This is a genomic window from Microbulbifer sp. YPW16 (genome assembly GCF_021290385.1).
Lineage (GTDB): Bacteria > Pseudomonadota > Gammaproteobacteria > Pseudomonadales > Cellvibrionaceae > Microbulbifer > Microbulbifer zhoushanensis.
In genome coordinates this window covers 2,741,591-2,764,731 of sequence record NZ_CP089928.1, presented here as the reverse complement: position 1 = coordinate 2,764,731, position 23,141 = coordinate 2,741,591, and the positions used below count along the sequence as shown (strand labels likewise).

The following is a 23,141-nucleotide window of genomic DNA, read 5'->3' as shown; positions in this document are numbered from 1 at the left end:
AGATTCTGGTAAAGTCCAAAAGCCAATCACTCCGAGGCCGACAAAATCTAACAGTTAATTCTTAGGCATGGTCATATCTGGGCATATGGGTACATATGACCATGTATGCCTATATGTAGCCATAAATGGGCAGATATGGCCATGCTACAGTTCAACGCTGGTATCTATATCGGTACATTCGTCCGCCAGCCCCTCGACCATCCGGTGTGATAGTCCCAGTGTTACGGCCATCTCCCGTTTCAGGATCCAGGCTTTGCCTCTGGCACTCCAGCGGGCCCCGGCCTGCTTGACCAGCCTGCGCATGGCGAGTTCTTCGCGGCCGACTGACAGGGCGACCGGCTCGGCACGGTCGTGTGCTTGCACAGCGGCCAGCGACACCCCGGGTGCAGGCTTTGCCCGTTCATCGATCACAAGTTCGACGGTAGTGAGGATTTTCTCGCCACAGGTGGACTCGCGGTAGCGAACGGCGCAGAGTCGCTTGCCAAAGCGGTGCTCGAATCGGCGGGCGCCCGGCTGGCCCGGGCGGATGGTCTTGATGACTTGCATGTTCCCCTCCCTGGGAATGCCTATGGTGAGTGCGGGGGATCAGAGCCCGAGCTTGTCCCACATCTGGTCTACCTTCTGGACCACGTCCGGGTCACGCTCGATGGGCCGGCCCCACTCGCGGTCGGTCTCGCCGGGCCACTTGTTGGTGGCATCAAAGCCGATCTTGGAGCCCAGGCCGGATACCGGCGAGGCGAAGTCCAGGTAATCGATGGGTGTGTTCTCCACCATCACCGTGTCCCGTGCCGGGTCCATGCGGGTGGTCATGGCCCAGATCACGTCGTTCCAGTCGCGGGTGTTTACGTCGTCGTCGGTGACGATCACAAACTTGGTGTACATAAACTGGCGCAGGAAGGACCACACGCCCATCATCACCCGCTTGGCGTGGCCGGGATACTGCTTCTTCATGCTGACCACCGCCAGCCGGTAGGAACAGCCCTCCGGGGGCAGGTAGAAGTCTTCGATCTCGGGGAACTGCTTCTTCAGGATGGGCACGAACACCTCGTTCAGGGCCTCGCCCAGCACGGCGGGCTCGTCCGGCGGGCGACCGGTATAGGTGCTGTGGTAGATGGGGTCCTTGCGGTGGGTGATTTTCTCCACCGTGAACACGGGGAAACGATCCACCTCGTTGTAGTAACCGGTATGGTCGCCGTAGGGGCCCTCGTCGGCCATGTCGTCCGGGTAGATGAAGCCCTCCAGCACATACTCGGCACTGGCGGGTACCTGCAGGTCGCTCAGGCCGGCATCCGCCACCTCGGTCTTGTCGCCGCGCAGCAGGCCGGCGAAGGCGTATTCCGACAGGGTGTCGGGCACCGGGGTCACGGCACCGAGGATGGTGGCGGGATCGGCCCCCAGGGCCACAGCCACCGGGTAGGGCTTGCCGGGGTTGCGCTGGCACCAGTCACGGAAATCCAGCGCGCCGCCACGGTGGGACAGCCAGCGCATGATCAGCCGCTTTTTGCCAATCAGCTGCATGCGGTAGATGCCCAGGTTCTGGCGCTTCTTCTCCGGGCCGCGGGTAATGACCAGGGGCCAGGTCACCAGGGGAGCGGCGTCGCCGGGCCAGCAGGTCTGGATCGGCAGCCGGTACAGGTCGACATCCTCGCCGGTCAGCGCCACCTGCTGGCAGGGTGCGTTCTTCACCACCCGGGGGCCCATATTGAGCACCTGCTTGAACACCGGCAGCTTTTCCCAGGCATCGCGCAGGCTTTCCGGGGGCTGCGGCTCCTTGAGGAAAGCCAGCAATTCGCCCACCTCGCGCAGCTCGCGCACGCTCTCGCGGCCCATACCCAGGGCAACCCGCTCGGGGGTGCCGAACAGGTTGGCCAGTACCGGCGTATCGAAACCAACCGGGTTCTCGAACAGGAGTGCCGGTCCGCCGGCCCGCAGGACACGGTCGGCAATTTCGGTCATTTCCAGGTTCGGGTCTACCGGGTGCTTGATGCGCTTGAGCAGGCCGCGTTTTTCCAGCCGCTTGATAAAGTCGCGCAGGTCTTTGTATTTCATGCAGGTCCTGACATCGGTTTCAAACCACGCCAGTGTAAAGGACTCGGCACAAAATGGGGAATGGCAGCCCGGTGGAAACGGGTGCTGGGGAGAGAGGGGGAAACGACCCGCCGGGGGGCGGGCCGTAAAATTCTTAAGCCAGAATCAGCTTAGAAGCGGGGACGACGCGGACGATCTTCGCGCGGCTTGGCTTCGTTAACACGGATGTTACGGCCAGACAGCGGTTGATCATTCATTTCCTCGATCGCCTTACGAGCTTCGTCGTCGTTCGGCATTTCAACGAAACCGAAACCTTTAGAGCGGCCAGTCTCCCGGTCGGTGATTACAGTCGCGCGAGAGATTTCCCCGAAAGCGCCAAAAGCGTCCTGCAGGTCTTCGGAGGTTACCGCGTAGGCCAGATTTCCAATATAGATATTCACAAAAAGTTCTCACTGAGTATGTGGGCTGTCGTGCAAGTCACAAATGGATAACCAGCTCCACCAGATCATCCATCTGAGATTGACCCCTGTCGCCTGCCACAAAATGACTGGCTTGGGCCAATTCGGTCGGGCGTCGTTCGTTCAATACACATCCAGCGCCACAATGTGGGACTTTATATGCCTAACGGCTCGCCTTTTCAATACAAATCGGCGTAAATAATCGCCAATTTCGTCGCGTATTCAAAGCGGGCACCCGCTCAGGTGCCCGATTGTGAATCGCTATTATTTCCGTTTCATGGACAGGAAGAATTCATCGTTGGTCTTGAAGTCCTTCAGCTTGTCGATCAGGAACTCGGTGGCCGCCATATCTTCCATATCGTGCAGCAGCTTGCGCAGGATCCAGACCCGCTGCAGCTCGCCTTCCGGCATCAGCAGCTCCTCACGGCGGGTGCCGGAGCGGCGCACATTGATGGCCGGGTAGACGCGCTTCTCGGCGATCTTGCGGTCCAGCTGCAGTTCCATGTTACCGGTACCCTTGAACTCCTCGAAGATCACTTCGTCCATCTTGGAGCCGGTATCCACCAGCGCGGTGGCGATGATCGACAGGCTGCCGCCCTCTTCGATGTTACGCGCGGCACCGAAGAAGCGCTTGGGGCGCTCCAGTGCGTGGGCGTCCACACCGCCGGTCAGGACCTTGCCGGAACTCGGTACGGTAGTGTTGTACGCGCGCGCCAGGCGGGTGATGGAGTCCAGCAGGATCACCACGTCCTTCTTGTGCTCCACCAGGCGCTTGGCCTTCTCGATCACCATCTCGGCCACCTGGACGTGGCGCGCCGGCGGCTCGTCGAAGGTGGAGGCCACGACCTCACCGCGGACGGAGCGCTGCATCTCGGTGACTTCTTCCGGGCGCTCGTCGATCAGCAGGACGATCAGGTGGCACTCCGGGTTGTTGCGGGTGATGGCCTGGGCCATGTTCTGCAACATGATGGTCTTACCGGCCTTGGGCGGTGCCACGATCAGCCCGCGCTGGCCCTTGCCGATCGGCGCCACCAGGTCGATGATGCGGCCAATCAGGTCCTCGGAGGAACCGTTGCCACACTCGAGGGTCAGGCGGTTGTTGGGGAACAGCGGGGTGAGGTTTTCGAAGAGGATCTTGCTGCGGGCGTTTTCCGGCTTGTCGAAGTTGATCTCGCTGACTTTCAGCAGCGCGAAGTAGCGCTCGCCCTCTTTCGGCGGCCGGATCTTGCCGGCAATGGAGTCACCGGTACGCAGGTTAAAGCGCCGGATCTGGCTGGGGGACACATAGATGTCGTCGGGGCCCGCCAGGTAGGAAGAGTCGGCAGAGCGCAAAAAACCAAAACCATCCTGCAGGATTTCCAGGACACCGTCGCCGTAGATATCTTCACCGCTCTTCGCGTGACGCTTGAGGATGTTGAAGATAATGTCCTGCTTGCGCGAGCGGGCCAGGTTTTCGAGGCCCATGCCCTTGGCAATTTCAATCAGCTCTTCAATGGGTTTGGTTTTTAATTCGGAAAGATTCATACCAATTGCTTTATTAACGTTTCTGTTTTCAATTGGCGCGGACGCGCCTGATTTTTTAGGAGGGGTTTGAGAAATCTGTTCTATCTTGCCCACGCTTGGATGCCCAGGTTATGGCCGAAATCAGGTTTGCCGCGAACGCGACAACATCAGGGGAAATCATACCGCTCTCAAGCCAGCTAATCGGGCAGCTCAGCTTCAGAAAAGTTCAACTCGAGGAGTTTGTGCGCCGGGGGGTCTGTAACCTTGCGGAGGGGCGACTTGGTTCAGCTCGGTCCAGATCAGTTAGTTGGCTCGTCGGAGCGGTTTCAAGAATGATAGCCAGTATAACGGCAGAATGCCATCCTGCAAGGGGTATTTGCCCCCCGCAGGACGGGGCGGCCGGGCAATCCCGGCCAGGGGGCCAGCCTTACAGCTGGCTGTCGATAAACTCGGTCAGCTGGGCGCGGGACAGGGCGCCGACCTTGGTGCCTTCCACATTGCCGCCCTTGAACAGCAGCAAGGTCGGGATACCGCGGACATTGTACTTGGCCGGGGATTCCTTGTTGGCATCCACGTCGACCTTGACGATCTTCAGCTTGTCGCCGTAGTGACCGGCCAGGTCTTCCAGTACCGGAGCGATCATCTTGCAGGGGCCGCACCATTGCGCCCAGAAATCTACCAGTACCGGGCCCTCGGCCTTCAGAACCTCGGCTTCGAATTCGGCGTCGGTGACATTGACAATAGCGTTATCGCTCATATTGCTTTCCTGTTCTCTGGGTTACTCGGTGCGGTCGACCCCGCGGCGGGGTGCCGGCACATGATAAGGACTGCCCGGCCCCACCCGCAAGGGATGGCCCCGGGGCACCGTTTCCCCCCTAGATGGGGGCACAGGTGCCGGTTTCAAGCCCGTCAACTGCAGGCCTGCCCACTGGTTCAATTATGGCCCCTGGTCCCCGGGGCGGGTTCCCGGTTGGCTCAGGGCTGGTTGCAGGTTCGCTCAGGGCTGTTCCAGGAACCGCTGCAGGATCTCGTCAAGGTAGTCGAAGCCGAAGGTGCTGGCGGCGATGCGCGGCCCCAGTGGCTGTACCAGCTGCAGTTGCTCAAGCGATGGCCACTGGCGCTCCAGCACCGCCAGCGGCAGCCCGGTATAGGGGGCGAAGCTCCCCACCGGCACGCCTCGGACCAGTCGCAACGCATTCATCAGGAACTCCAGCGGCAACTCCTCGGTGGCCACGGCCTCCACCAGCGGCAACTCCAGCGCATCCTCGCCGTTAGCCAGCGGTAGCGCTTCAGCGCCTGCGGCCCGCGGAAGCGCTAAATAGTGCCGGGGGGCACGGGTGCGGCGGCTACGCAGTATCCGCCCCTCCCCGGGCAGCGTGACCTTGCCGTGGGCACCGGCGCCGATGCCCAGGTAGTCGCCAAAGGACCAGTAATTGAGGTTGTGGCGGGACTCCAGCCCCGCCTGGCAGTAGGCGGACACCTCGTAGCGGCCGTAGCCCTGCAGCGCCAGGTACTCGCGGCCGGAACCCTGCATGGAGACAATATGGGCGGGACCCGGCACCACCGGCGGCGCACTGTAAAAGGCAGTATTGGGCTCGATGGTCAGCTGATACCAGGAGATATGCTCCGGCGCCAGTGACACCGCCCGGCGCAGGTCCGCCAGCGCCTCTTCCTCGGACTGCTGCGGCAGGCCGTGCATCAGGTCCAGGTTGATATTGTCGAAGCCCGCCCGGCGTGCCATTTCCAGCGCGCCCTCGGCCTCGCTGCCGGAGTGGATCCGGCCCAGGTTATCCAGCTGTTGCGTATCGAAGCTCTGCACCCCGATCGACAGCCGGTTGACCCCGGCGGCGCGGTAGCCGGCGAACTTGGCCTGCTCGAAGGTGCCCGGGTTTGCCTCCAGGGTGATCTCGATATCATCCGCAAAGCCTACTTCCCGCTCCGCAGCGGCGAGAATGGCACCGATGGCCTGCGGCGAGAACAGGCTCGGGGTGCCACCGCCGAAGAAGATGCTCTGCAACCGGCGCCCCTGCGCCCACAGCCGCTGGCTGCGCAGGTCACGCTCCAGCTGCGCCACGTATTCCGTCTCAGGCAGCGTTTCGCCGGCGGCGTGGGAATTGAAGTCGCAGTAGGGGCATTTGCGCACACACCAGGGAATATGCACATAGAGGCTCAGCGGCGGCAGCGCCAGCAGCTTGTCACGCTCTTCCGCCAACTTCAGTTCCCACCCTTTATCTGTTCACGCCCCATCAATTCCTGCCAGAGTTGCCCGAACTGCTGCACCGCCCGGGCGCGGTGACTGATGCGGTTTTTCACCTCGCGCGGCAGCTCCGCGGAACTGCAGCCCTGCTCTTCCACATAGAACAGCGGGTCGTAACCAAAGCCCTGCTCCCCGGCCGGCTCCCGCAGGATACGCCCGCTCCAGCGCGCACTGCACACCAGCGGTACCGGGTCGTCATGGGAACGCACGAACGCCAGGGCACAATGGAAGCTCGCTCCCCGGCGCTCGTCGGGCACATCCGCCAGCGCCTCCAGGAGCTTGCGGTTGTTGTCCGCGTCACTGGCGTCACTGCCTGCGTAGCGGGCCGAATAGATGCCCGGTGCACCGCCAAGTGCGTCCACCGCCAGGCCTGAGTCATCGGCAAGCGCCGGTAACCCGCTGATGCGGCTGGCATGGCGCGCCTTGATCAGGGCGTTCTCGATAAAGCTGAGGCCGGTTTCATCGGCCTCCGGCACATCGAAATCGGACTGCGGTGCCACCTCGATGTCCCAGCTTGAGAAAAGCTGGGAAAATTCGCGTAACTTGCCGGCATTGCCACTGGCCAGCACGATCTTGTCAAACATTCAGGAATTCCAGGATTTGTCTTTTATTGCCGGTATGCGGCTACCGCCACCGTCGATGCGGTAGCGCAACGTAAAAGCGAGCGCCAGGCGCTCGCTTTGCTTGCTTTCCAGGTAACGCCGTCGGGAATGGCCGGCCTTCAGCCGCGCTCCAGCTTGCGCCGGAAAGTAATGGTCTCGGTGCGGCCATCGGGCAGTTTGACATTCACATTGAACGTCAGCACCTCTTCATCCTCGAAACGCAGGGGTGCCAGGTAATAAACTGCATCCCCGTCGCGAATCTCGGTGAATTCCAGGTTGCGCGACTGTTGCATCAGGTTGCTGGCGGTTCCCGACATCTCGGAGGCCAGCCCCTTGGTGCCGCCGTCTTTTTTCACCACCGACACATTGACGAAGGCGCGGTCACCGGCGCGCACCAACTGGTAGTTCTGCGCAATCTCCGGTTTGATGAAATCGCTGTTGAATACCGAATAGATCACCCGGTAGTCACCGAAATCCTCATGGCTCTTGATGATCTTGGCTTCCTGCGCCGCGGCGCTGGCAGCCCAGAACAGCAGCACGGCGGCGCCCACTGCGGCTAAGATGCGTTTCACGTTCACCTCCTCTGTCACCTGCGGTGCGCGGTCTGCGTGGCCCGGTTACAGCGGGGCCGCATGGCGCGCTTTTACTTTTACTAGATTCAGTTTAGCGAGTGAGATGGTAAATTGCCGTCTCGCCGAACAGATTGGGCAGGAAATCCTTGAACGCCCTGCCTGGCAATGACTCTGATACTACCTGCCGGTGCAGGATAGTCCAGTCGTTCTCCCGACAGAGCAGGTCAAAGTCCCGGAAAGTACAAAAATGAATATTGGGCGTGTCGTACCACTCAAATGGTAATAAATCCGACACGGGCATACGCCCGGAAAAGGCCAGGTGCCAGCGTGCGCTCCACTGGCCGAAGTTGGGGAAGGTAATGATGCACTCACGCCCCACCCGCAGCATCTCCCGCACTACCAGGTGTGGCTGGCGCAGGGTCTGCAGGGCCTGGGTCATCACCACCGTATCAAAACTGCCGTCGGCAAAATTGCCCAGGCCCTGGTCCAGGTTCTGCTCCACCACATTGACCCCGCGCGCCAGGCAGCGCTCGATCTGTCCGTGGTCGATTTCCAGGCCGTAGCCACTCACCTGCTTGTGGCGGCCGAGCTGCTCCAGCAACAGGCCATCGCCACAGCCCAGGTCCAGTACGCGGGTATGCGGCGCGATCCACTCCTGGATGATGTCCAGATCGATACGCATCAGCCGTTCACCTCTTCACTGCATTCCGCGGCAACGCCTGCCATATAGGTGCCGAACACCCGTCGATAGCGATCATTGGGCAACAGGAAGGCGTCATGTCCCATGGCGGACTCAATCTCGGCGTAGCTGACAGGAATATTGGCGTGCATCAATGCGTCGGCAATTTCCCGCGACCGCTCGGGCGCAAAGCGCCAGTCGGACGTGAACGACAGCAACAGGAAACGGCAGCGGGCATGGGAGAAAGCCGCCACCGGGTCGTCGCCGTATTCCCGCGCCAGGTCAAAATAATCCAGTGCACGGGTCATCAGGATATAGGTGTTGGGGTCGAAGCTGCTGGAGAAGGTATCGCCCTGGTAACGCAGGTAACTCTGCACCTGGAATTCCACTTCTTCCTCCGCCCCCAGGCGGAAGCTGCCGGAGCGCAGTTCGCGCCCGAACTTGCGTCCCAGGCCATCATCGGACAGGTAGGTGATGTGGCCAATCATGCGCGCCACGGCCAGGCCCCGGCGGGGCAGCTGACCCTGTTCCAGGTAGCGGCCCTCGCAGAAGTCCGGGTCCGAGGTAATCGCCTGCCGTGCCGTCTCGTTGAAGGCAATGTTCTGCGCCGAGAGCTTCATTGCCGAGGCGATCACCACGCAGTGGCGTAACCGCTCCGGGTACTCGAGTGCCCAGCGCATTGCCTGCATGCCACCCAGGCTGCCGCCAATCACTGCGGCCCACTGATCGATGCCGAGGACATCGGCCAGCCGCGCCTGGCTGTGCACCCAGTCGCGCACGCGCAGCATGGGGAAATCCGGCCCCCAGGGCCGGCCCGTTTCCGGGTTGGTGTCCGCCGGGCCGGTGGAACCGTGGCAGCCCCCCAGGTTATTCAGCGACACCACGAAAAAGCGGTCGGTATCGATCGGCTTGCCGGGCCCAATATAGTTGTCCCACCAGCCGGGGCGCTTGTCGTCGGGATGGTGGCGCCCGGCGGCGTGGTGATGGCCGGACAACGCGTGGCAGATCAGCACCGCATTGCTGCGCTCGGCATTGAGCTCGCCATAGGTTTCGTAAACGAGCGTGTAGTCACGCAGCGTGCGCCCACAGGCCAGTTCCAGTGGCTCACTGAATGTATGCCGCTGCGGTACCACAATACCGACTGAGCCCGCCGCACTGGCCGGGCCGGATCCGGAGGGCGCGGCACCGGCAGGCTGCGGGCGCGCGTCTGCTGAGGGGGAGACTTTTTCCGTGGACAAGGCGGCTTCGCTTGGTGATCAGAATCGGGGCCCCCGGGCACACTGCTGCACGCCAGTGCGGCGATCGGGGCGTGCGGCAAGTTTACGGGAGCGCGCCGGAAAATTACAAATGATGGCCAGCGTCAGTTGCTGGCCGGGGCCTTCAGCGGGGTCACATTGCTGGCCCGGGGCGGCGGGGCCACCGGACGCGGTGATGGCGCGCTGCGGCGCAGCAGCTCTTCCAGGGATGCCAGCGCGCTGTCGTTGCGCACCACTTCGCTCTCCAGCGCACGCAGGTCGGTGCGCTTGCTCTGGGTCTTCTGCTTCAGCTCGGTAAGCTTGATCAGGTGCCGGTTCAGCAGGTGCTTCTGGTACTGCGCGTGCTGTTTGAGGGGTTCCAGCGCCTGGTCGAGCCAGCCATCGGCAGCGGAAATCAGCTGGCTGTAGAGCCGGCCCACCTCGCTGGCGAGGGTGGCCAGGAAGCGCTCCGTCAGGCGGTTGCGGCGCGCCAGCAATAGCTGCGGCGAGCGGCGCAGCTGGGCCGCCTGGCGGTGCAGGCCGCGCAGGGCAGCGCGGAAGCTGCCCATGTCGAGATGCTGTTCACTGGCATCCAGGTGACTCAGCGAGGAGCGCTCGAAGATCGCATCCACCACCCGGTTAGCCTGTTCCGCCTCGCGTTCCAGGCTGCCCAGCTGGTGATCCACACCGTGCATGAAATCGTCGATGGCCTTGGCCAGTCCCAGCGGCGTCCAGCGCTCGTAGAGCGCGCGACTGGTTTCCTCGATCAGGGTCTGCAGCTGCTGGCTGGACACCGGCTCCAGCAGGGCCGCACGCTGGCGGGCCAGCATGCGCTGGCTGGATTTCAGGGTCAGCAGCTCCTGGTGGCAGAGCTTGTGTTGCTCGCGGGCGGTCTTGTGCAGGGCCACCAGCTCTTCCAGTTGCTCCTTGGTGGTGCCGCTGTTCTGCTCCAGGTGGGACAGTGCCGCGCGACCGCTGTTGAGCCGGCGCTTGAGCAGGTCGCGGGTATCCGCCATCAGCGTCAGTGCCTGGTGCAGGGAGCGGTGCTCGGAAACTTTCTGGCGGTGCTCCAGCAGGCGCTCCACCAGCATGCGCTCGAAGTCCTGGAAATGGCTGTCCCGCAGCAGCTGCGGGTCGCGCTGGTGCCGTGCCACCAGGGCCTGCTTGGCGGACACCCCCACCACGCTCTCCATCGGCAGCTCCAGCAGCTTGGCAACCTGCGCGCGCATACCGCGCAGCATCTGCTCGTGATCCTCGTCCGGGTCTCCCCAGAGCACATCGATCTTGTTCAGCAGCGCCATTACCGCGGTGCCGCGGTGTTCCTTCAACGGCACCAGGTGGGTCTCCCACATATTCAGGTCAGTACCGCTTACGCCCGCATCGGCGGACAGCAGGAAGGCCACCGCCTGGGCACTGGGCAGCGTGCTCAGGGTCAGTTCCGGCTCGTTGCCCAGGGCATTGAGCCCCGGTGTATCGAGGATGCGCAGTCCCTGTGACAGCAGCGGGTGCGGCAGGCAGATCAGGGCATAGCGCCAGGCCGGGATCTCCACCAGGTTGCCGTGGCTGTCCAGGTGGCGACGATCGAAGCCATAGCGCGCGGCCTCCTCCGGGGTAACCGTTTTGCTCGCGGCCACTTTCTGCAGCGCCGCGCGGGTCGCCTCCGGGTCATCGGCATTGAACTGGTGCGAGACCCATTTCTGCGGGATGCGCCGGAAGCTTTCCAGGCTGGTATTGGTGGACAGGGTTTCGATGGGCAACAGGCGCAGGCTGGCCTTGTCGCTGCCGTCGCTGTAGATCTCGGTGGGGCACATGGTGGTGCGCCCCGGCTTGGACGGCAGCAGGCGCTTGCCATAAGTATGGGACAGCAGCGCGTTGATCAGTTCGGTCTTGCCCCGGGAGAACTCGCCCACCAGCGCCAGCGTGAACTGGTCCTCCGCCAGCAGCGCGCGGGCCTGCCGCACTACCTGGCGGGCGCCGGCGGAGTTGGGGAAGTGCTGCTCCAGCCAGTTATTGAACTCGTCAAACTGGTGGTCGAGCGCTTTCTTCCAGCGGTCGTACTCGGCAATGTGCTGTCGCAAGATGGCGTCTTCCATGTATTCCTGTTGTTCTTCTACTGCTGCTTTATTTTGCGAATTTCCCGGGGAGCGGGGCATTGTCCGCTAACAGGGACATTTATAAAAGCTGGCGCGCAAGCAAAATGCGACCCAGTGCGCGGAATACACACACAAGCCGGGAATTCATGCGGCGTTTAACGCCCAGGCGGCGCAGGCCGGGGGCGGGCAGGAATCGCCGGGCGCACGGCGCCCGGCGGGACAGCGGTGGATCAGAAAGGAATATGCCAGAACAGGCTGTAGACAAATGCCGGCATGCTGGCGGCCTGGGCAAACCCTACCAGCAGCTTGTCCGCCACTGTCAGCAGGATAAACAGGAAGATCGGGCTGATGTCGATCATTCCCAGCGGCGGGATGACTTTGCGTATCGGGCCCATGAAGGGCTCCAGCAGCTGGTGCAACAACAGCAGCGCCGGATGGCTGCTCTGCGGTGCAATCCAGCTGAACACGATTGAAATCAGCATTCCCACGAACACGATGGCGATAGTGGTGCTGATACAGCCGATCAACGACCACAACAGCGCGCTCAATGGGTTCACCAGTCCGGCCCCGATCATAAAACCGCACACGATAATCATCACGGTGCCCACCAGCAGCGCCAGCACCAGCGACGCCATGTCGACGCCGAACATCCCGGGCACCACCTTGCGCAGCGGCAGCAGCAGCGGATTGGTGACTTTCACCACGCCCTGGGAGATGGGATTGTAAAAATCGGCCCGCGCCAGCTGCAGCAGGAAGCGCAGCAGTACCGCGAACAGGAAGAGAATCCCCAGTGTAGCGACCAGAAAAACGCCGATATTGGAAAACGTATTGCCCATGAATTGTCCCTGTTAGCTCTGTTATGGGGTCGTTGCCGTAAAGGTGCCCGGCTACTGGTCAAGCTCGCGCGCCATCTGCGCAGCGCGTTCCGCACAGTCGCCCATGGCCTGTTCCACCAGCGACTTCAGGCCACCCTGCTCGAAGCAGCGGATGGCGCGCTCCGTGGTGCCACCGGGAGACATCACGTTGCGGCGCAGCTGGGCCACATCGACGTCGCTGGCCGTGGCCAGTTTCGCCGCACCCAGAGCGGTTTGCAAGGTGAGCCGCTCGGCGTCTGCACGGGCCATGCCGGCCTTCTCCGCCGCATCGATCATCGACTCCATAAAGAGAAAGTAGTAAGCCGGCCCGGAGCCTGACACCGCAATCACCTGGTCGATGCCGGATTCCTCATCGACCCAGTGGGCCAGCCCCACCGCCTCGGCAATGCGCTGCGCCTGGCCGCGCTGCTCCTCACTGACATCGTCCGCCGCAAACAGACCGGTGACGCCAGTGCCCACCAGCGCCGGCGTGTTGGGCATGGCCCGTACAACCGGCACCCCTTCACCCAGCCAGCGCTGGTAGGCAGCGAGGGGAATACCCGCCGCCAGGGTTACCACCAGCGGCCGGCGCTCCTGCACCACGTCGCGGATGGATTCACACAGGTCCTTCATCACCTGCGGCTTGACCGAGAGCACCAGGATATCGGTATCGGCGATGGCCGCCGCGTTGTCCGTGCCCACCGGCACCCCGGTGCGGGCGGCAAAGGCATCCAGCTTCTGCCGGTCGCGACCGGTCGCCAGGATCCTGTCCGCGGGGTAGCCATCCGCCACCAGCCCGCCGATTACCGCACCGGCCATGTTGCCGGCGCCACCGATAAATACCATTCTGGGTGTGTCCACTGTTACCTCTCGTCGTTGGATCCTGTTGTGCCTGTGCCGCGCGGGCGTGGGCTAATTATGGCCGCCGGGGCGGGCCTGTGGGAATGGCGCCCGCCACTGCAACTTACTGGTCGCGCCGCCCGAAGATATCCGTGCCCACCCGTACCATCGTGCTGCCTGCCTCGATTGCCGCCTCCAGGTCCCCGGACATCCCCATCGACAGGGTGTCCAGCGGCGCCCCGGGCAGTTCCTCACGCAACTGCTGCAGCAGCGCCGCCAGCGCCGCAAACGGCTCACGCTGCGCCGCCGCATCTGCCCGCGGGGCGGGAATCGCCATCAGGCCCCGCAGCCGCAGGCCGGGCAATCCGGCGACGGCCCGCGCCAGCGCCGGCAGCTCTGCCGGCGCCACTCCGGACTTGCTCTCCTCGGCATCGATATTCACCTGCAGGCAGATATTCAGCGGTGCCATCCCCGCCGGTCGCTGTTCCGACAGCCGCCGGGCAATTTTCAGCCGGTCCACGGTATGCAGCCACTGGAAATGCTCCGCCACGGCGCGGGTCTTGTTCGACTGCAGCGGGCCGATGAAATGCCAGCAGATCGACAGGCCTGACAGTTCAGCCTGCTTGTCCAGAGCCTCCTGCAGGTAGTTTTCGCCAAAATCGCGCTGCCCCGCAGCAAAGGCTGCGCGCAGGTCTTCAGCCGGCTTGGTCTTGGAAACCGCCAGCAGTGTCACGCTGTCACTGTCGCGACCGCAGCTACGGCAACATGTGACAATCCGCTCACGCACGCGATTGAGGTTTTCGGTGATATCCGCTTTGCGCATATACTAGGTCCGGTACCAGAAATGGGCGGATTGTACTAACAGAGTCCGGGGAAGGCATATGCTGCCGCCTCGCACAGGTTAAATAATCACCAGAACAGGTCCGCCGAGAACAATAAGGTAGCAGTATGGACATCACAGAACTCCTCGCCTTCAGCGCCAAGCAGAACGCTTCCGACTTGCACCTCTCCGCCGGGCTGCCGCCGATGATCCGGGTGGATGGCGATGTGCGCCGCATCAACCTGCCCCCGATGGAGCACAAGGAGGTCCACGCGCTGATCTATGAGATCATGAACGACAAGCAGCGCAAGGATTTCGAGGAGTTCCTGGAAACGGACTTCTCCTTCGAAGTCCCGGGCGTCGCCCGCTTCCGGGTCAACGCCTTCAACCACAACCGCGGTGCCGGCGCCGTGTTCCGGACCATTCCCTCCAAGGTACTGACCATGGAGGACCTGGGCATGGGCCAGGTGTTCAAGCAGATCTCCGACATGCCGCGCGGCCTGGTGCTGGTCACCGGCCCCACCGGTTCCGGTAAGTCCACCAGCCTGGCGGCCATGGTGGACTACATCAATGACAACAAGTACGAGCACATCCTCACCGTCGAGGACCCGATCGAATTCGTGCACGAATCCAAGAAGTGCCTGGTGAACCAGCGCGAGGTGCACCGCGACACCCACGGCTTCGCCGAGGCACTGCGCTCCGCCCTGCGGGAAGACCCGGACATCATCCTCGTGGGCGAGATGCGTGACCTGGAGACCATTCGTCTGGCGCTCACCGCCGCGGAGACTGGCCACCTGGTATTCGGCACCCTGCACACCACCTCCGCCGCCAAGACCATCGACCGGGTGGTTGACGTGTTCCCGGCCGCGGAAAAGGCCATGGTGCGCTCAATGCTGTCGGAATCCCTGCAGGCGGTGATCTCCCAGACGCTGATGAAGCGCGTCGGTGGCGGCCGCGTGGCGGCACATGAAATCATGCGCGGCACCCCGGCGATCCGTAACCTGATCCGTGAGGACAAGATCGCGCAGATGTACTCCGCCATCCAGACCGGCGCCAATGTGGGCATGCAGACCATGGACCAGTGCCTCCAGGACCTGGTCGAGAAGCGCATCATCAGCCGCGAGACGGCGCGCGAAAAAGCCAAGATGCCGGAAAATTTCTAACACCGGCAAACCGGTGTCAGCCAGTGCGGGGCCACGGCCCTGCCAGCGGGCCGCAAGCCCGCCACAACAATCGATAAAAAGCGGTAACCACAATGGAAATCGAAAGACTCCTCCAGCTTGTCGTCGAGAAAGGCGCATCCGACCTGTTTATCACTGCCGGGGTGCCGCCCTCAATCAAGGTGCACGGCAAGGTGGTGCCCGCCAGCAGCACGGCTCTGACCCCGGAAAAGGCCCGCGAGATGGTCGTCGGGGTAATGAACGAGAAACAGCGGCGCGAGTTCGCGGAAAAGAAAGAGCTCAACTTTGCCATCGCGGTGCGCAATGTGGGCCGCTTCCGGGTCTCGGCGTTCTTCCAGCGCAACCTGGTGGGCATGGTGCTGCGGCGGATCGAGACCAAGATCCCCACCATCGATGGCCTGGGGCTGCCGGAAGTGGTCAAGGAACTGGCGATGACCAAGCGCGGCCTGATCATCTTCGTGGGTGCCACCGGTACCGGTAAGTCCACGTCACTGGCCTCGATGATCGGCCACCGCAATGAGAACTCCAAGGGACACATCATCTCGATCGAGGACCCGATCGAATTCGTCCACCAGCACCGCGGCTGTATCGTGACCCAGCGCGAGGTGGGCCTGGATACCGAATCCTTCGAAGTGGCCCTGAAGAACACCCTGCGCCAGGCGCCGGACGTGATCCTGATTGGTGAGGTGCGCTCCCGCGAAACCATGGACCACGCCATCGCCTTCGCCGAAACCGGCCACCTGTGCCTGTGTACCCTGCACGCCAACAATGCCAACCAGGCGCTGGACCGGATCATCCACTTCTTCCCCGCCGACCGGCACCAGCAACTGTGGATGGACCTGTCCCTGAACCTGAGGGCCATGGTGGCCCAGCAGCTGGTACCCACCCCGGATGGCGACGGCCGCCGCGCGTGCCTGGAAATCATGATCAACACCCCGCTGGCCTCGGACCTGATCCGCAAGGGCGAGGTGCACAAGCTGAAAGAGTTGATGAAGCGCTCCAACGAGCAGGGGATGCAGACTTTCGACCAGGCCCTGTACGAACTGTACGACCGCGGCGAGATCACCTACGAGGACGCCCTCGCCCACGCCGACTCCGCCAACGACCTGCGCCTGATGATCAAGCTCAAGTCAGAATCCGACGCCGAGTACCTGAACGAGGCAGCGGGCGAGCTGAGCCTTGAAGGCGAGACTGACGACTACAAGGGACCGCAGATTTTCTGATTTGCGGCGTCTACCCATTCAACATCCATGATTGAAAGGTGTGTCAGTGAGGCGCAAGGCGGTTCGCTGACACACCTTTCCAGCCACAGCAGGCGCTAAACACCGAGAAGCACCTGACACTCCCGCCACGCCCCCCTCACTGCCATATGCCAGGCAATTTTATCCCTTACAACTGTTATCATTGAGAATTAAGTTCTCACCATATCCTGATAACAATAAATTCGGAGGTTTCATGCTCAAGGGGGCAAGGCTATTTTTAGTCCTTTGGGGGGCTCTCGCCCTGATAAACTGCGGTGGCGGCGGTAGTGGTGGCAACAGTGATCCATCACCTGGTTCAACTTCACCCCCGGAGACGCAACTGTCAGAACAGGACCTGACGTTTTCGCAGGAGGGGCCAGTCGCCCTGACAGTCGGGGAAAGCCTGGACAATCCCGCGACTGCGCCCGGCAGTGGCGCTATTACTTATAGTTCCGGCAATGAACAGGTAGCGATGGTCGACGGTAGCGGCCAGGTTACAGCCATGGGTGCGGGCAGCACCAGGATTACGGCCAATATCGCAGAGGACTCCGAGTACAGCGGAGCCTCCGCTGCCTATGATGTCAACGTATCAACCAGGGAAAACGCGCTCTCCTTTTCCTCAGCTGAGGTACAACCACTCGCGACAGGAAAAAGCCTGTCCAACCCGGCAAGCGGACTCGCCTCCACCGACATCACCTACAGCTCGAGCAATACCAATGTTGCGACAGTCGCCCCCGATGGCGTGGTGACAGCGCATGGACTGGGCAGGTCAATAATTTCAGCGCACCAGGAAGCCGACAGTGTTTTTTCTGCTGCGTCTGCATCTTTTGAAATCCGCACCAGCGCCATAATGCACGCCTGGAGCGGAGCCTCGGACACCTTGCTTGAACTCCCTGAGGCAACCTACGGTATGAGCCTTTACAGCTCTAGCGAGCCGGAATGCGATATTGGTAACTTCGCTGGCTGTGCGAACGGCAGTGTGCAGGCTATTGATGGCTCACTTGTCGACAATAATGCAACGCTGGGCACTCCCGCCTACCTGAAACTTGCCGGAACGAGTGAGGTCACCGCCTGGCCACACCAGTTCAGTCGCCGCACGCAACACCAGGTGATCGAGTTCAATGGCAAACTGTGGCTTTACGGCGGTACCAGCAGCGGCAGGACACCGTTTGACCCCTGGGTCTCCAGCGATGGCCGGGTTTGGCAACAGGCGGATTCCAACCTGCCGGGTCGCAGGCTCGATCACCAGATCGTCGAGCACGGGGGAAAGCTGTTCCTGATTGCAGGCAATAGTGATGGCGAGAAGAGTGATGTCTGGACATCGACCAATGGCACCGAGTGGACGCAGCTCACCGGCGATGCCGGATTCCCGCCCAGGGCCGACCACCAGGCAGTGAGCTTCAACGGGAAATTATGGGTGATCGGTGGTTCCAGCTGGAGCGACAGCAGCAGCATATTTTCAGATGTCTGGTCCTCTCCCGATGGCATCACCTGGACTCGGGAAGTTGCAACCGCGCCTTTCGGTGGACGCTTCGGGCACCGTGTCGCCGTGTACGACAACAGGCTCTGGCTGACCGGTGGGGAAGCAAATGGGGAGAACGAGACTGTCTGGTCCTCTCCTGACGGCAAAAACTGGAACAGGGCAGCCGACCTGGAGCAGTTTGCCAACCTTCGCAACCACCAGATGCTGACCCACCAGGGCAAACTCTGGATAATCGGGACTTCCGCTTACCTGGACTTCAACCCCATTGAAACCACGGCATGGCGGTCTGGCGACGGTATCAACTGGGAGCAGCTGGATATCGATGCACAGGCGCTGGCTGACAGCCATATCAGGGAGCACCAGGCCGTCTCTTTCCGGGACCGCCTGTGGATTGTCGGCGGGAGCTACACAGTATCCCTCGGGGAAAACTCCAGCGGGAGCAAGCGCAGGAACTGGGTATGGTCAACAGGCTCTGGCTCTTCCTGGATCCGGGAGTCGCCGGCGCAGGCATTGCCGGAAAACATCTACTATGGCGATATCCCCGTCGTGGCTTCAGATGAGCAGTTTATCCTTCTTGACCCGGTCGATCAGAGCAACCCGTCCGATGCCGTCATCTGGCAATCAGCGGATGGCCTCGAATGGTCCAGGCGAACAACGACTGGCGGCTTGCTTCGCCGGAGCGGTCACCGGCTCGCCTATTTTGACAACCGGTTCTGGCTGATTGGCGGTTACGACCTGGGCTCGGGCACGGCAGCCAAAAACGACGTCTGGTCGTCACCCGATGGTATTTCCTGGTCGCAGGAAACCAGCGACGCCGGCTTTCCTGCCGAGACAGGCCACCGCGTGGTTGTGCATGACAACAGGTTGTGGGTATTTGCCCAGGCCGAGGTCAGCGGGGTCCCCACGAATGAGGTCTGGTCTTCGGCAGATGGCATCAACTGGGACCTGGTCTCTTCACTGCCCCAGTTTTCGCCACTGGAAAGATATGAAGTATCCAGCTTCAACGGCAAGCTGTGGGTCAGTGGCGGCTCTGATCCGGTAGACAACACTCTCAAGCGCGACGTCTGGTATTCCGGGGACGGGAAAAGCTGGCAGCAGGTAATACCGGTTCCAGCATTCCCCGCGCGGGTCTATCACCAGGTAACGAACTACGAGGGCAAGCTGTGGCTGACTGGCGGCTACGACAGCAGCATCAATGCCCTGGGTGATATCTGGACATCCGAAGACGGGATCACCTGGATTCAGGCAGCCGGTGATGCACCATTCGCGCCCCGCTACCACCACCAGCTACTGCCCTTTAATGGTGAGCTATGGATGCTTGGCGGTGTGGGCCACAACTTTGAAGAGTACCGGCAACCGTGGCGATTCACCTCGCCTGATGGCTGGCGCAAGGGCTACAGCCGCGGGTTTATTGCCAATTGAACCCCGGCGTGAACGTAAGTGAGGCTGGGCCGCAGAGCGGGCCCAGCCTGCCGAGCCGTTTTTTGACGCGGCTCAGCGGGCGCATGACCAGGGGTATGGGGATGGCCGCCCCGGGTAACCCAACCTGGCCATTCGGTAACCCACGGGCGAGTGGCTGGCTTCAGGCCATTTCTTCAATCAGGGATCTTACCGCAGGCAGTAATCGCCGGCTTACCTGCGGCCGCTCGTCGACGCCGTCCAGCAATACACGGTAGTTTCCACCCTCGCGCTCGAGGCCGGTAATGGATTCCACTGCCACCAGCGCATTGCGGTGCACCCGCACAAACCGGCCGGCAAATTCCGCCTCAAGCTCCTTCAGGGATTCCTCCAGGATTGCCTCACCGCCCGGGTAATGCGCCACCACATATTTGTTGTCGGCGACAAAGCAGCGGATTCCCGCAACATCCACCAGTTCCACACCACGGCGGCTGGCAGACCTGAGGCGCTTGCGGCCGGCCGCCATTGCCGGCTGCGCGGATATTCCGGCCACCTTGCGCTGTGACCGGTTCAATTGCACCGCCTTGTCCACCGCCGCCGACAGGTCCGCTGCCGTCACCGGCTTCAGCAGGTACCCCACCGCCGCCGTGGCAAAGGCCGGCAACGCGAATTCATCGTGGGCAGTGCAGAAAATCAACGCGGGCGGGTACTCCAGTGCCGACAGTTGCCGGGCCAGCTCCAGGCCGTTGTCACCCGGCATCTCGATATCCAGCAGCACCAGGTCCGGATCGAGCCGCTGTACCTGCCGCAGGGCCTCGACCGCATCGGCCGCCTCGCCCAGCAATTCACATTGCGCCAGGCCCTGGAGCTGGCGCGCCAGCCGCGTGCGGGCCAGGGGTTCATCGTCAACGATCAGCACTCCCAGTTCCGTCATGCCGGCTCCTCCTGTGCCTGCTGCACCAGTGGCCGCGACGTGGGCGAAATCGGCAAGTGCAGGTTGACCTGGTAGCGGTTGCCCTCCCTGCCGGCACGGAATTCGAATCCCCGCGGATAGTGCGCGGCGAGGCGCTGGCGGATATTTTCCAGCGCCATACCATTGCCCGCAGCATGCTCTTGCGGGCTCTCCGCGGGCAGCGGGTTGTCGATCCACACTGCCAGCCGGTCGGCTTCCTGTGACACCTGTACCCGGATACAGCCACCGCCGCGAATCCGTGCCACACCGTGGAGTACGGCATTTTCCAGCAGTGGCTGCAGCAGCATGGACGGTACCTGCACGTCGGCCAGGTCATCGTTCACCTGCCAGTCCTGCTGGAGACGCTCCCCCAGGCGCAGGGCCTCGATTTCCATATAGCGCCGCGCCAGCGCCAGCTCCTGCGCCAGCGATACCATTTTCGGTTCCGCCAGGCTGGCACGGAACAGGGCTGACAATTCCTCCACCAGCCGCTCGGCTCGATCCGGGTCCACCGCGATCAGGCTGGCCAGGCTGTTGAGGCTGTTGAACAGGAAATGCGGGCGGATGCGCGACTGCAGCGCCTCGATACGGGCGCCCAGCTCGGCGCGCTGCTGGTTGTGGAGCTGCTGCTGGACAAACGCGTAGCGCAACACCACCCCGGCACAGATGGCACCCAGCAGCAGGTTACCGCCCAGTGCCCAGAGATCCAGCGGCTGCCCGGAGAGGTTCGCCAGCCACCATTGCTGGGCCAGCATCACCGCGCCCAGCACCGCCAGCACCACGGCAAAACTGAGCGCGCCGGCCCGGCGTGGTGACAGCCGGGCCAGCCGCGGCCGCAGGCGGCACAACAGCGCCGCCGCCGGCAGGATCACCCACTGGGTAGTCAGGGAGAACAGGCCCAGCCTCTGCCAGCTGAACTCCCGCAGGCCGTCCACCGCCAGCACCAGCACCACCGCCAGCAGCTCGCCCATCATCACCAGCACGGCAACGGCGGATACGCTGCACAGGTCCGGCAGGAAGTGGGCAGGTGCAGATTCTTTGCCTTCGGGGGCTGTTTCGCGAATTTGCTGCGCTATAATGCCCGCCGGCCGAGCGGGCTGTGGGGAAGTCATACCACGTTCTTTCTTCTGGATTTGTTATCTATTCTTGGGCCGTAACCGCCCCGGCAGCTGTCGCTGCGAGGGCGACCGGGAAACAAGCAAGATACCGCCATCACCCGCGCAGTTCCACCGCCCTGCAACCGGGCAGGGCCACCGATACCCAGGCATGAATACAGAGGCACTATGAGCAAAGACACCAACGCTTCCGCCAACCCCGCCGCCAAGCTCTGGGGCGGCCGCTTCAGCGAGGCCACCGATGCCTTCGTGGAACGATTCACCGCCTCGGTAAGTTTCGACCAGCGCATGGCGATGGAGGATATCCAGGGCTCGCTGGCGCATGCCCAGATGCTGTCCGAGGTGGGCGTACTCACCGCGGAGGAGTACGAACAGATCGCCGGTGGCCTGCAGGATATTGCCGGCGAGATCGAGGCCGGCCAGTTTCCCTGGGAGGTCGCGCTGGAAGATGTGCATATGAACATAGAGGCGCGCCTCACCCAGCGCATCGGTGCCACCGGCAAGAAGCTGCACACGGGCCGTTCACGCAACGACCAGGTGGCTACTGACATACGCCTGTGGCTGCGGGGTCGCATCGACCTGATCGGCGCCGAGCTGACCCGCCTGCAGACCGGCCTGGTGGACCTGGCCGAGCGGGAGGCGGACACCATCATGCCCGGCTTTACCCACCTGCAGTCGGCCCAGCCGGTCACCTTCGGCCACCACCTGCTGGCCTGGAACGAAATGCTGACCCGGGACTACGAGCGCCTGATGGACTGCCGCAAGCGGGTCAATCGCTCGCCGCTGGGTGCCGCGGCGCTGGCCGGCACCAGCTACCCCATCGACCGGGCGCGGACTGCCGAGCTGCTGGGCTTCGATGCCCCCACGGAGAACTCGCTGGACTCGGTCAGCGACCGGGACTTCGCCATCGAGTTCTGTGCCTTTGCCGCGCTGCTGCTGACCCACCTGTCCCGCGCCAGCGAGGAACTGGTGCTGTGGACCTCGAGCCAGTTCGATTTCATCGACCTGCCGGACCGCTTCTGTACCGGCTCGTCCATCATGCCGCAGAAGAAGAACCCGGATGTGCCGGAACTGGTGCGCGGCAAGACCGGCCGCGTCAACGGCCACCTGGTATCCCTGCTGACCCTGATGAAGAGCCAGCCGCTGGCCTACAACAAGGACAACCAGGAGGACAAGGAACCGCTGTTCGACGCCGCCGATACCGCGCTCGACTGCCTGCGTGCCTTCGCCGACATGGTGCCGGCGCTGGAGGCCAAGAAAGAGAATATGCTGGCCGCGGCCGCCCAGGGCTTCTCCACCGCCACCGACCTGGCCGATTACCTGGTGCGCAAGGGCGTGGCCTTCCGCGATGCCCATGAGATTGTCGGCCAGTCCGTGTCCTTCGCCATCGAGCAGGGGGCAGACCTGGCGGAACTGAGCCTGCAACAGCTGCAGCAGTTCTCCGCCGACATCGGCGAGGATGTCTTTGAGGTGCTCACGCTGGAAGGTTCCGTGGCCGCCCGTGACCATATCGGCGGCACCGCGCCGGCGCAGGTGCGCGCGGCGTGCGCGCGGGCGAAAAAGCTGATCGCCGCGCGCTGAATCACTGCATGCCGGCCCTCGCCGGCATGACGAAGAACACCTGTAGGCGCGGCCCATGGCCGCGATATCTGTGGCTGCATGACGACGCACCGGGCGATCGCGGCCAGCGGCCGCTCCTACAGGAGTGTGGGGGGGGGTAAGCCGGGAAAATATGATGAAAGGCAGACTCGCCCCGCCGCTACCGGACAACGCCCAGTTGAACGGCACCACCGAAGTAACGCTGTAGGAGCGGCCGCTGGCCGCGACGGC

The 23,141-nt window shown here is 62.7% G+C and carries 20 protein-coding genes; 4 read left to right on the top strand and 16 right to left on the bottom strand.

Annotated elements, in window-relative coordinates; genetic code table 11:
* Positions 1-144: 144 nt before the first annotated feature.
* From LVE68_RS11920 to LVE68_RS11855, 14 genes are all read right to left on the bottom strand, one after another.
* The gene (locus tag LVE68_RS11920; RefSeq protein WP_232940628.1) at positions 145-546 is read right to left on the bottom strand and encodes a hypothetical protein; all 402 of its coding nucleotides are present in this window, start codon (positions 544-546) and stop codon (positions 145-147) included.
* A 39-nt stretch (positions 547-585) separates the two neighbouring features.
* On the bottom strand, positions 586-2,049 hold the full coding sequence (gene ubiD / locus LVE68_RS11915; protein WP_232940627.1) for a 4-hydroxy-3-polyprenylbenzoate decarboxylase: 1,464 nt from the start codon (positions 2,047-2,049) through the stop codon (positions 586-588).
* Between the two features lie 149 nt (positions 2,050-2,198).
* Positions 2,199-2,468 (bottom strand): RNA recognition motif domain-containing protein, encoded by a 270-nt coding sequence (locus tag LVE68_RS11910; protein WP_232940626.1) that lies wholly within the window; start codon positions 2,466-2,468, stop codon positions 2,199-2,201.
* 282 nt (positions 2,469-2,750) lie between these two features.
* Positions 2,751-4,010, bottom strand: coding sequence for a transcription termination factor Rho (rho, locus tag LVE68_RS11905; protein WP_232940625.1), 1,260 nt, complete (start codon positions 4,008-4,010; stop codon positions 2,751-2,753).
* Between the two features lie 406 nt (positions 4,011-4,416).
* Positions 4,417-4,746 (bottom strand): thioredoxin TrxA, encoded by a 330-nt coding sequence (gene trxA, locus LVE68_RS11900; RefSeq protein WP_232940624.1) that lies wholly within the window; start codon positions 4,744-4,746, stop codon positions 4,417-4,419.
* A gap of 240 nt (positions 4,747-4,986) precedes the next feature.
* Positions 4,987-6,201, bottom strand: a complete 1,215-nt coding sequence (gene hemW, locus LVE68_RS11895; protein ID WP_232940623.1) for a radical SAM family heme chaperone HemW — start codon at positions 6,199-6,201, stop codon at positions 4,987-4,989.
* Positions 6,202-6,203: 2 nt separating this feature from the next.
* Entirely contained in the window at positions 6,204-6,830 is a 627-nt protein-coding gene (gene rdgB, locus LVE68_RS11890) for an RdgB/HAM1 family non-canonical purine NTP pyrophosphatase (protein ID WP_232940621.1), read from the bottom strand.
* A 137-nt stretch (positions 6,831-6,967) separates the two neighbouring features.
* A complete protein-coding gene (locus LVE68_RS11885; protein ID WP_232940619.1) occupies positions 6,968-7,420 on the bottom strand; it encodes a DUF4426 domain-containing protein in 453 nt (150 codons plus the stop codon).
* A gap of 91 nt (positions 7,421-7,511) precedes the next feature.
* Positions 7,512-8,102 carry a methionine biosynthesis protein MetW gene (gene metW / locus LVE68_RS11880; protein ID WP_232940618.1) on the bottom strand — a complete coding sequence of 197 codons (591 nt, stop codon included), beginning with the start codon at positions 8,100-8,102 and terminating at the stop codon, positions 7,512-7,514.
* Positions 8,102-9,235: a homoserine O-succinyltransferase MetX gene (gene metX / locus LVE68_RS11875; RefSeq protein WP_233006711.1), complete on the bottom strand. Its 1,134-nt coding sequence runs from the start codon at positions 9,233-9,235 to the stop codon at positions 8,102-8,104. Before metX ends, metW begins: the two co-directional genes overlap by 1 nt.
* A gap of 224 nt (positions 9,236-9,459) precedes the next feature.
* The gene (locus LVE68_RS11870) at positions 9,460-11,427 is read right to left on the bottom strand and encodes a dynamin family protein (RefSeq protein ID WP_232940616.1); all 1,968 of its coding nucleotides are present in this window, start codon (positions 11,425-11,427) and stop codon (positions 9,460-9,462) included.
* A 230-nt stretch (positions 11,428-11,657) separates the two neighbouring features.
* Positions 11,658-12,263: a YggT family protein gene (locus LVE68_RS11865; RefSeq protein WP_232940615.1), complete on the bottom strand. Its 606-nt coding sequence runs from the start codon at positions 12,261-12,263 to the stop codon at positions 11,658-11,660.
* 51 nt (positions 12,264-12,314) lie between these two features.
* Positions 12,315-13,127, bottom strand: coding sequence for a pyrroline-5-carboxylate reductase (gene proC / locus LVE68_RS11860; protein ID WP_233006710.1), 813 nt, complete (start codon positions 13,125-13,127; stop codon positions 12,315-12,317).
* 118 nt (positions 13,128-13,245) lie between these two features.
* A complete protein-coding gene (locus tag LVE68_RS11855) occupies positions 13,246-13,944 on the bottom strand; it encodes a YggS family pyridoxal phosphate-dependent enzyme (RefSeq protein ID WP_232940614.1) in 699 nt (232 codons plus the stop codon).
* 125 nt (positions 13,945-14,069) lie between these two features.
* On the opposite strand from LVE68_RS11855, the gene LVE68_RS11850 reads away from it, so the two are divergent.
* The 3 genes from LVE68_RS11850 (at position 14,070) to LVE68_RS11840 (ending at position 19,268) form a co-directional block, all read left to right on the top strand.
* Complete coding sequence (locus LVE68_RS11850; RefSeq protein ID WP_232940613.1) at positions 14,070-15,104, top strand: type IV pilus twitching motility protein PilT; 1,035 nt, start codon at positions 14,070-14,072, stop codon at positions 15,102-15,104.
* 92 nt (positions 15,105-15,196) lie between these two features.
* The gene (locus tag LVE68_RS11845; RefSeq protein ID WP_232940612.1) at positions 15,197-16,345 is read left to right on the top strand and encodes a PilT/PilU family type 4a pilus ATPase; all 1,149 of its coding nucleotides are present in this window, start codon (positions 15,197-15,199) and stop codon (positions 16,343-16,345) included.
* Between the two features lie 232 nt (positions 16,346-16,577).
* The gene (locus LVE68_RS11840) at positions 16,578-19,268 is read left to right on the top strand and encodes a Kelch repeat-containing protein (RefSeq protein WP_232940611.1); all 2,691 of its coding nucleotides are present in this window, start codon (positions 16,578-16,580) and stop codon (positions 19,266-19,268) included.
* A gap of 160 nt (positions 19,269-19,428) precedes the next feature.
* Here the strand turns inward: LVE68_RS11840 and LVE68_RS11835 are convergent, their stop codons facing one another.
* Both LVE68_RS11835 and LVE68_RS11830 read right to left on the bottom strand, forming a co-directional pair.
* Complete coding sequence (locus tag LVE68_RS11835; RefSeq protein ID WP_232940610.1) at positions 19,429-20,178, bottom strand: LytR/AlgR family response regulator transcription factor; 750 nt, start codon at positions 20,176-20,178, stop codon at positions 19,429-19,431.
* The gene (locus LVE68_RS11830) at positions 20,175-21,308 is read right to left on the bottom strand and encodes a sensor histidine kinase (protein WP_232940609.1); all 1,134 of its coding nucleotides are present in this window, start codon (positions 21,306-21,308) and stop codon (positions 20,175-20,177) included. Before LVE68_RS11830 ends, LVE68_RS11835 begins: the two co-directional genes overlap by 4 nt.
* A 171-nt stretch (positions 21,309-21,479) precedes the next feature.
* Here LVE68_RS11830 and argH point away from each other — a divergent pair, with 171 nt between their 5' ends.
* A complete protein-coding gene (gene argH, locus LVE68_RS11825) occupies positions 21,480-22,892 on the top strand; it encodes an argininosuccinate lyase (RefSeq protein WP_232940608.1) in 1,413 nt (470 codons plus the stop codon).
* Positions 22,893-23,141 lie beyond the last annotated feature (249 nt).

Excerpts from the sequence above, each read along its gene's own strand:
- proC (WP_233006710.1), bottom strand. The coding sequence starts at position 13,127 with ATGGTATTTATCGGTGGCGCCGGCAACATGGCCGGTGCGGTAATCGGC.
- LVE68_RS11920 (WP_232940628.1), bottom strand. The coding sequence starts at position 546 with ATGCAAGTCATCAAGACCATCCGCCCGGGCCAGCCGGGCGCCCGCCGA.
- LVE68_RS11835 (WP_232940610.1), bottom strand. The coding sequence starts at position 20,178 with ATGACGGAACTGGGAGTGCTGATCGTTGACGATGAACCCCTGGCCCGC.
- metW (WP_232940618.1), bottom strand. The coding sequence starts at position 8,102 with ATGCGTATCGATCTGGACATCATCCAGGAGTGGATCGCGCCGCATACC.
- LVE68_RS11865 (WP_232940615.1), bottom strand. The coding sequence starts at position 12,263 with ATGGGCAATACGTTTTCCAATATCGGCGTTTTTCTGGTCGCTACACTG.
- LVE68_RS11855 (WP_232940614.1), bottom strand. The coding sequence starts at position 13,944 with ATGCGCAAAGCGGATATCACCGAAAACCTCAATCGCGTGCGTGAGCGG.
- LVE68_RS11840 (WP_232940611.1), top strand. The coding sequence starts at position 16,578 with ATGCTCAAGGGGGCAAGGCTATTTTTAGTCCTTTGGGGGGCTCTCGCC.
- LVE68_RS11850 (WP_232940613.1), top strand. The coding sequence starts at position 14,070 with ATGGACATCACAGAACTCCTCGCCTTCAGCGCCAAGCAGAACGCTTCC.
- LVE68_RS11870 (WP_232940616.1), bottom strand. The coding sequence starts at position 11,427 with ATGGAAGACGCCATCTTGCGACAGCACATTGCCGAGTACGACCGCTGG.
- LVE68_RS11845 (WP_232940612.1), top strand. The coding sequence starts at position 15,197 with ATGGAAATCGAAAGACTCCTCCAGCTTGTCGTCGAGAAAGGCGCATCC.
- rho (WP_232940625.1), bottom strand. The coding sequence starts at position 4,010 with ATGAATCTTTCCGAATTAAAAACCAAACCCATTGAAGAGCTGATTGAA.
- LVE68_RS11830 (WP_232940609.1), bottom strand. The coding sequence starts at position 21,308 with ATGACTTCCCCACAGCCCGCTCGGCCGGCGGGCATTATAGCGCAGCAA.
- rdgB (WP_232940621.1), bottom strand. The coding sequence starts at position 6,830 with ATGTTTGACAAGATCGTGCTGGCCAGTGGCAATGCCGGCAAGTTACGC.
- ubiD (WP_232940627.1), bottom strand. The coding sequence starts at position 2,049 with ATGAAATACAAAGACCTGCGCGACTTTATCAAGCGGCTGGAAAAACGC.
- trxA (WP_232940624.1), bottom strand. The coding sequence starts at position 4,746 with ATGAGCGATAACGCTATTGTCAATGTCACCGACGCCGAATTCGAAGCC.
- argH (WP_232940608.1), top strand. The coding sequence starts at position 21,480 with ATGAGCAAAGACACCAACGCTTCCGCCAACCCCGCCGCCAAGCTCTGG.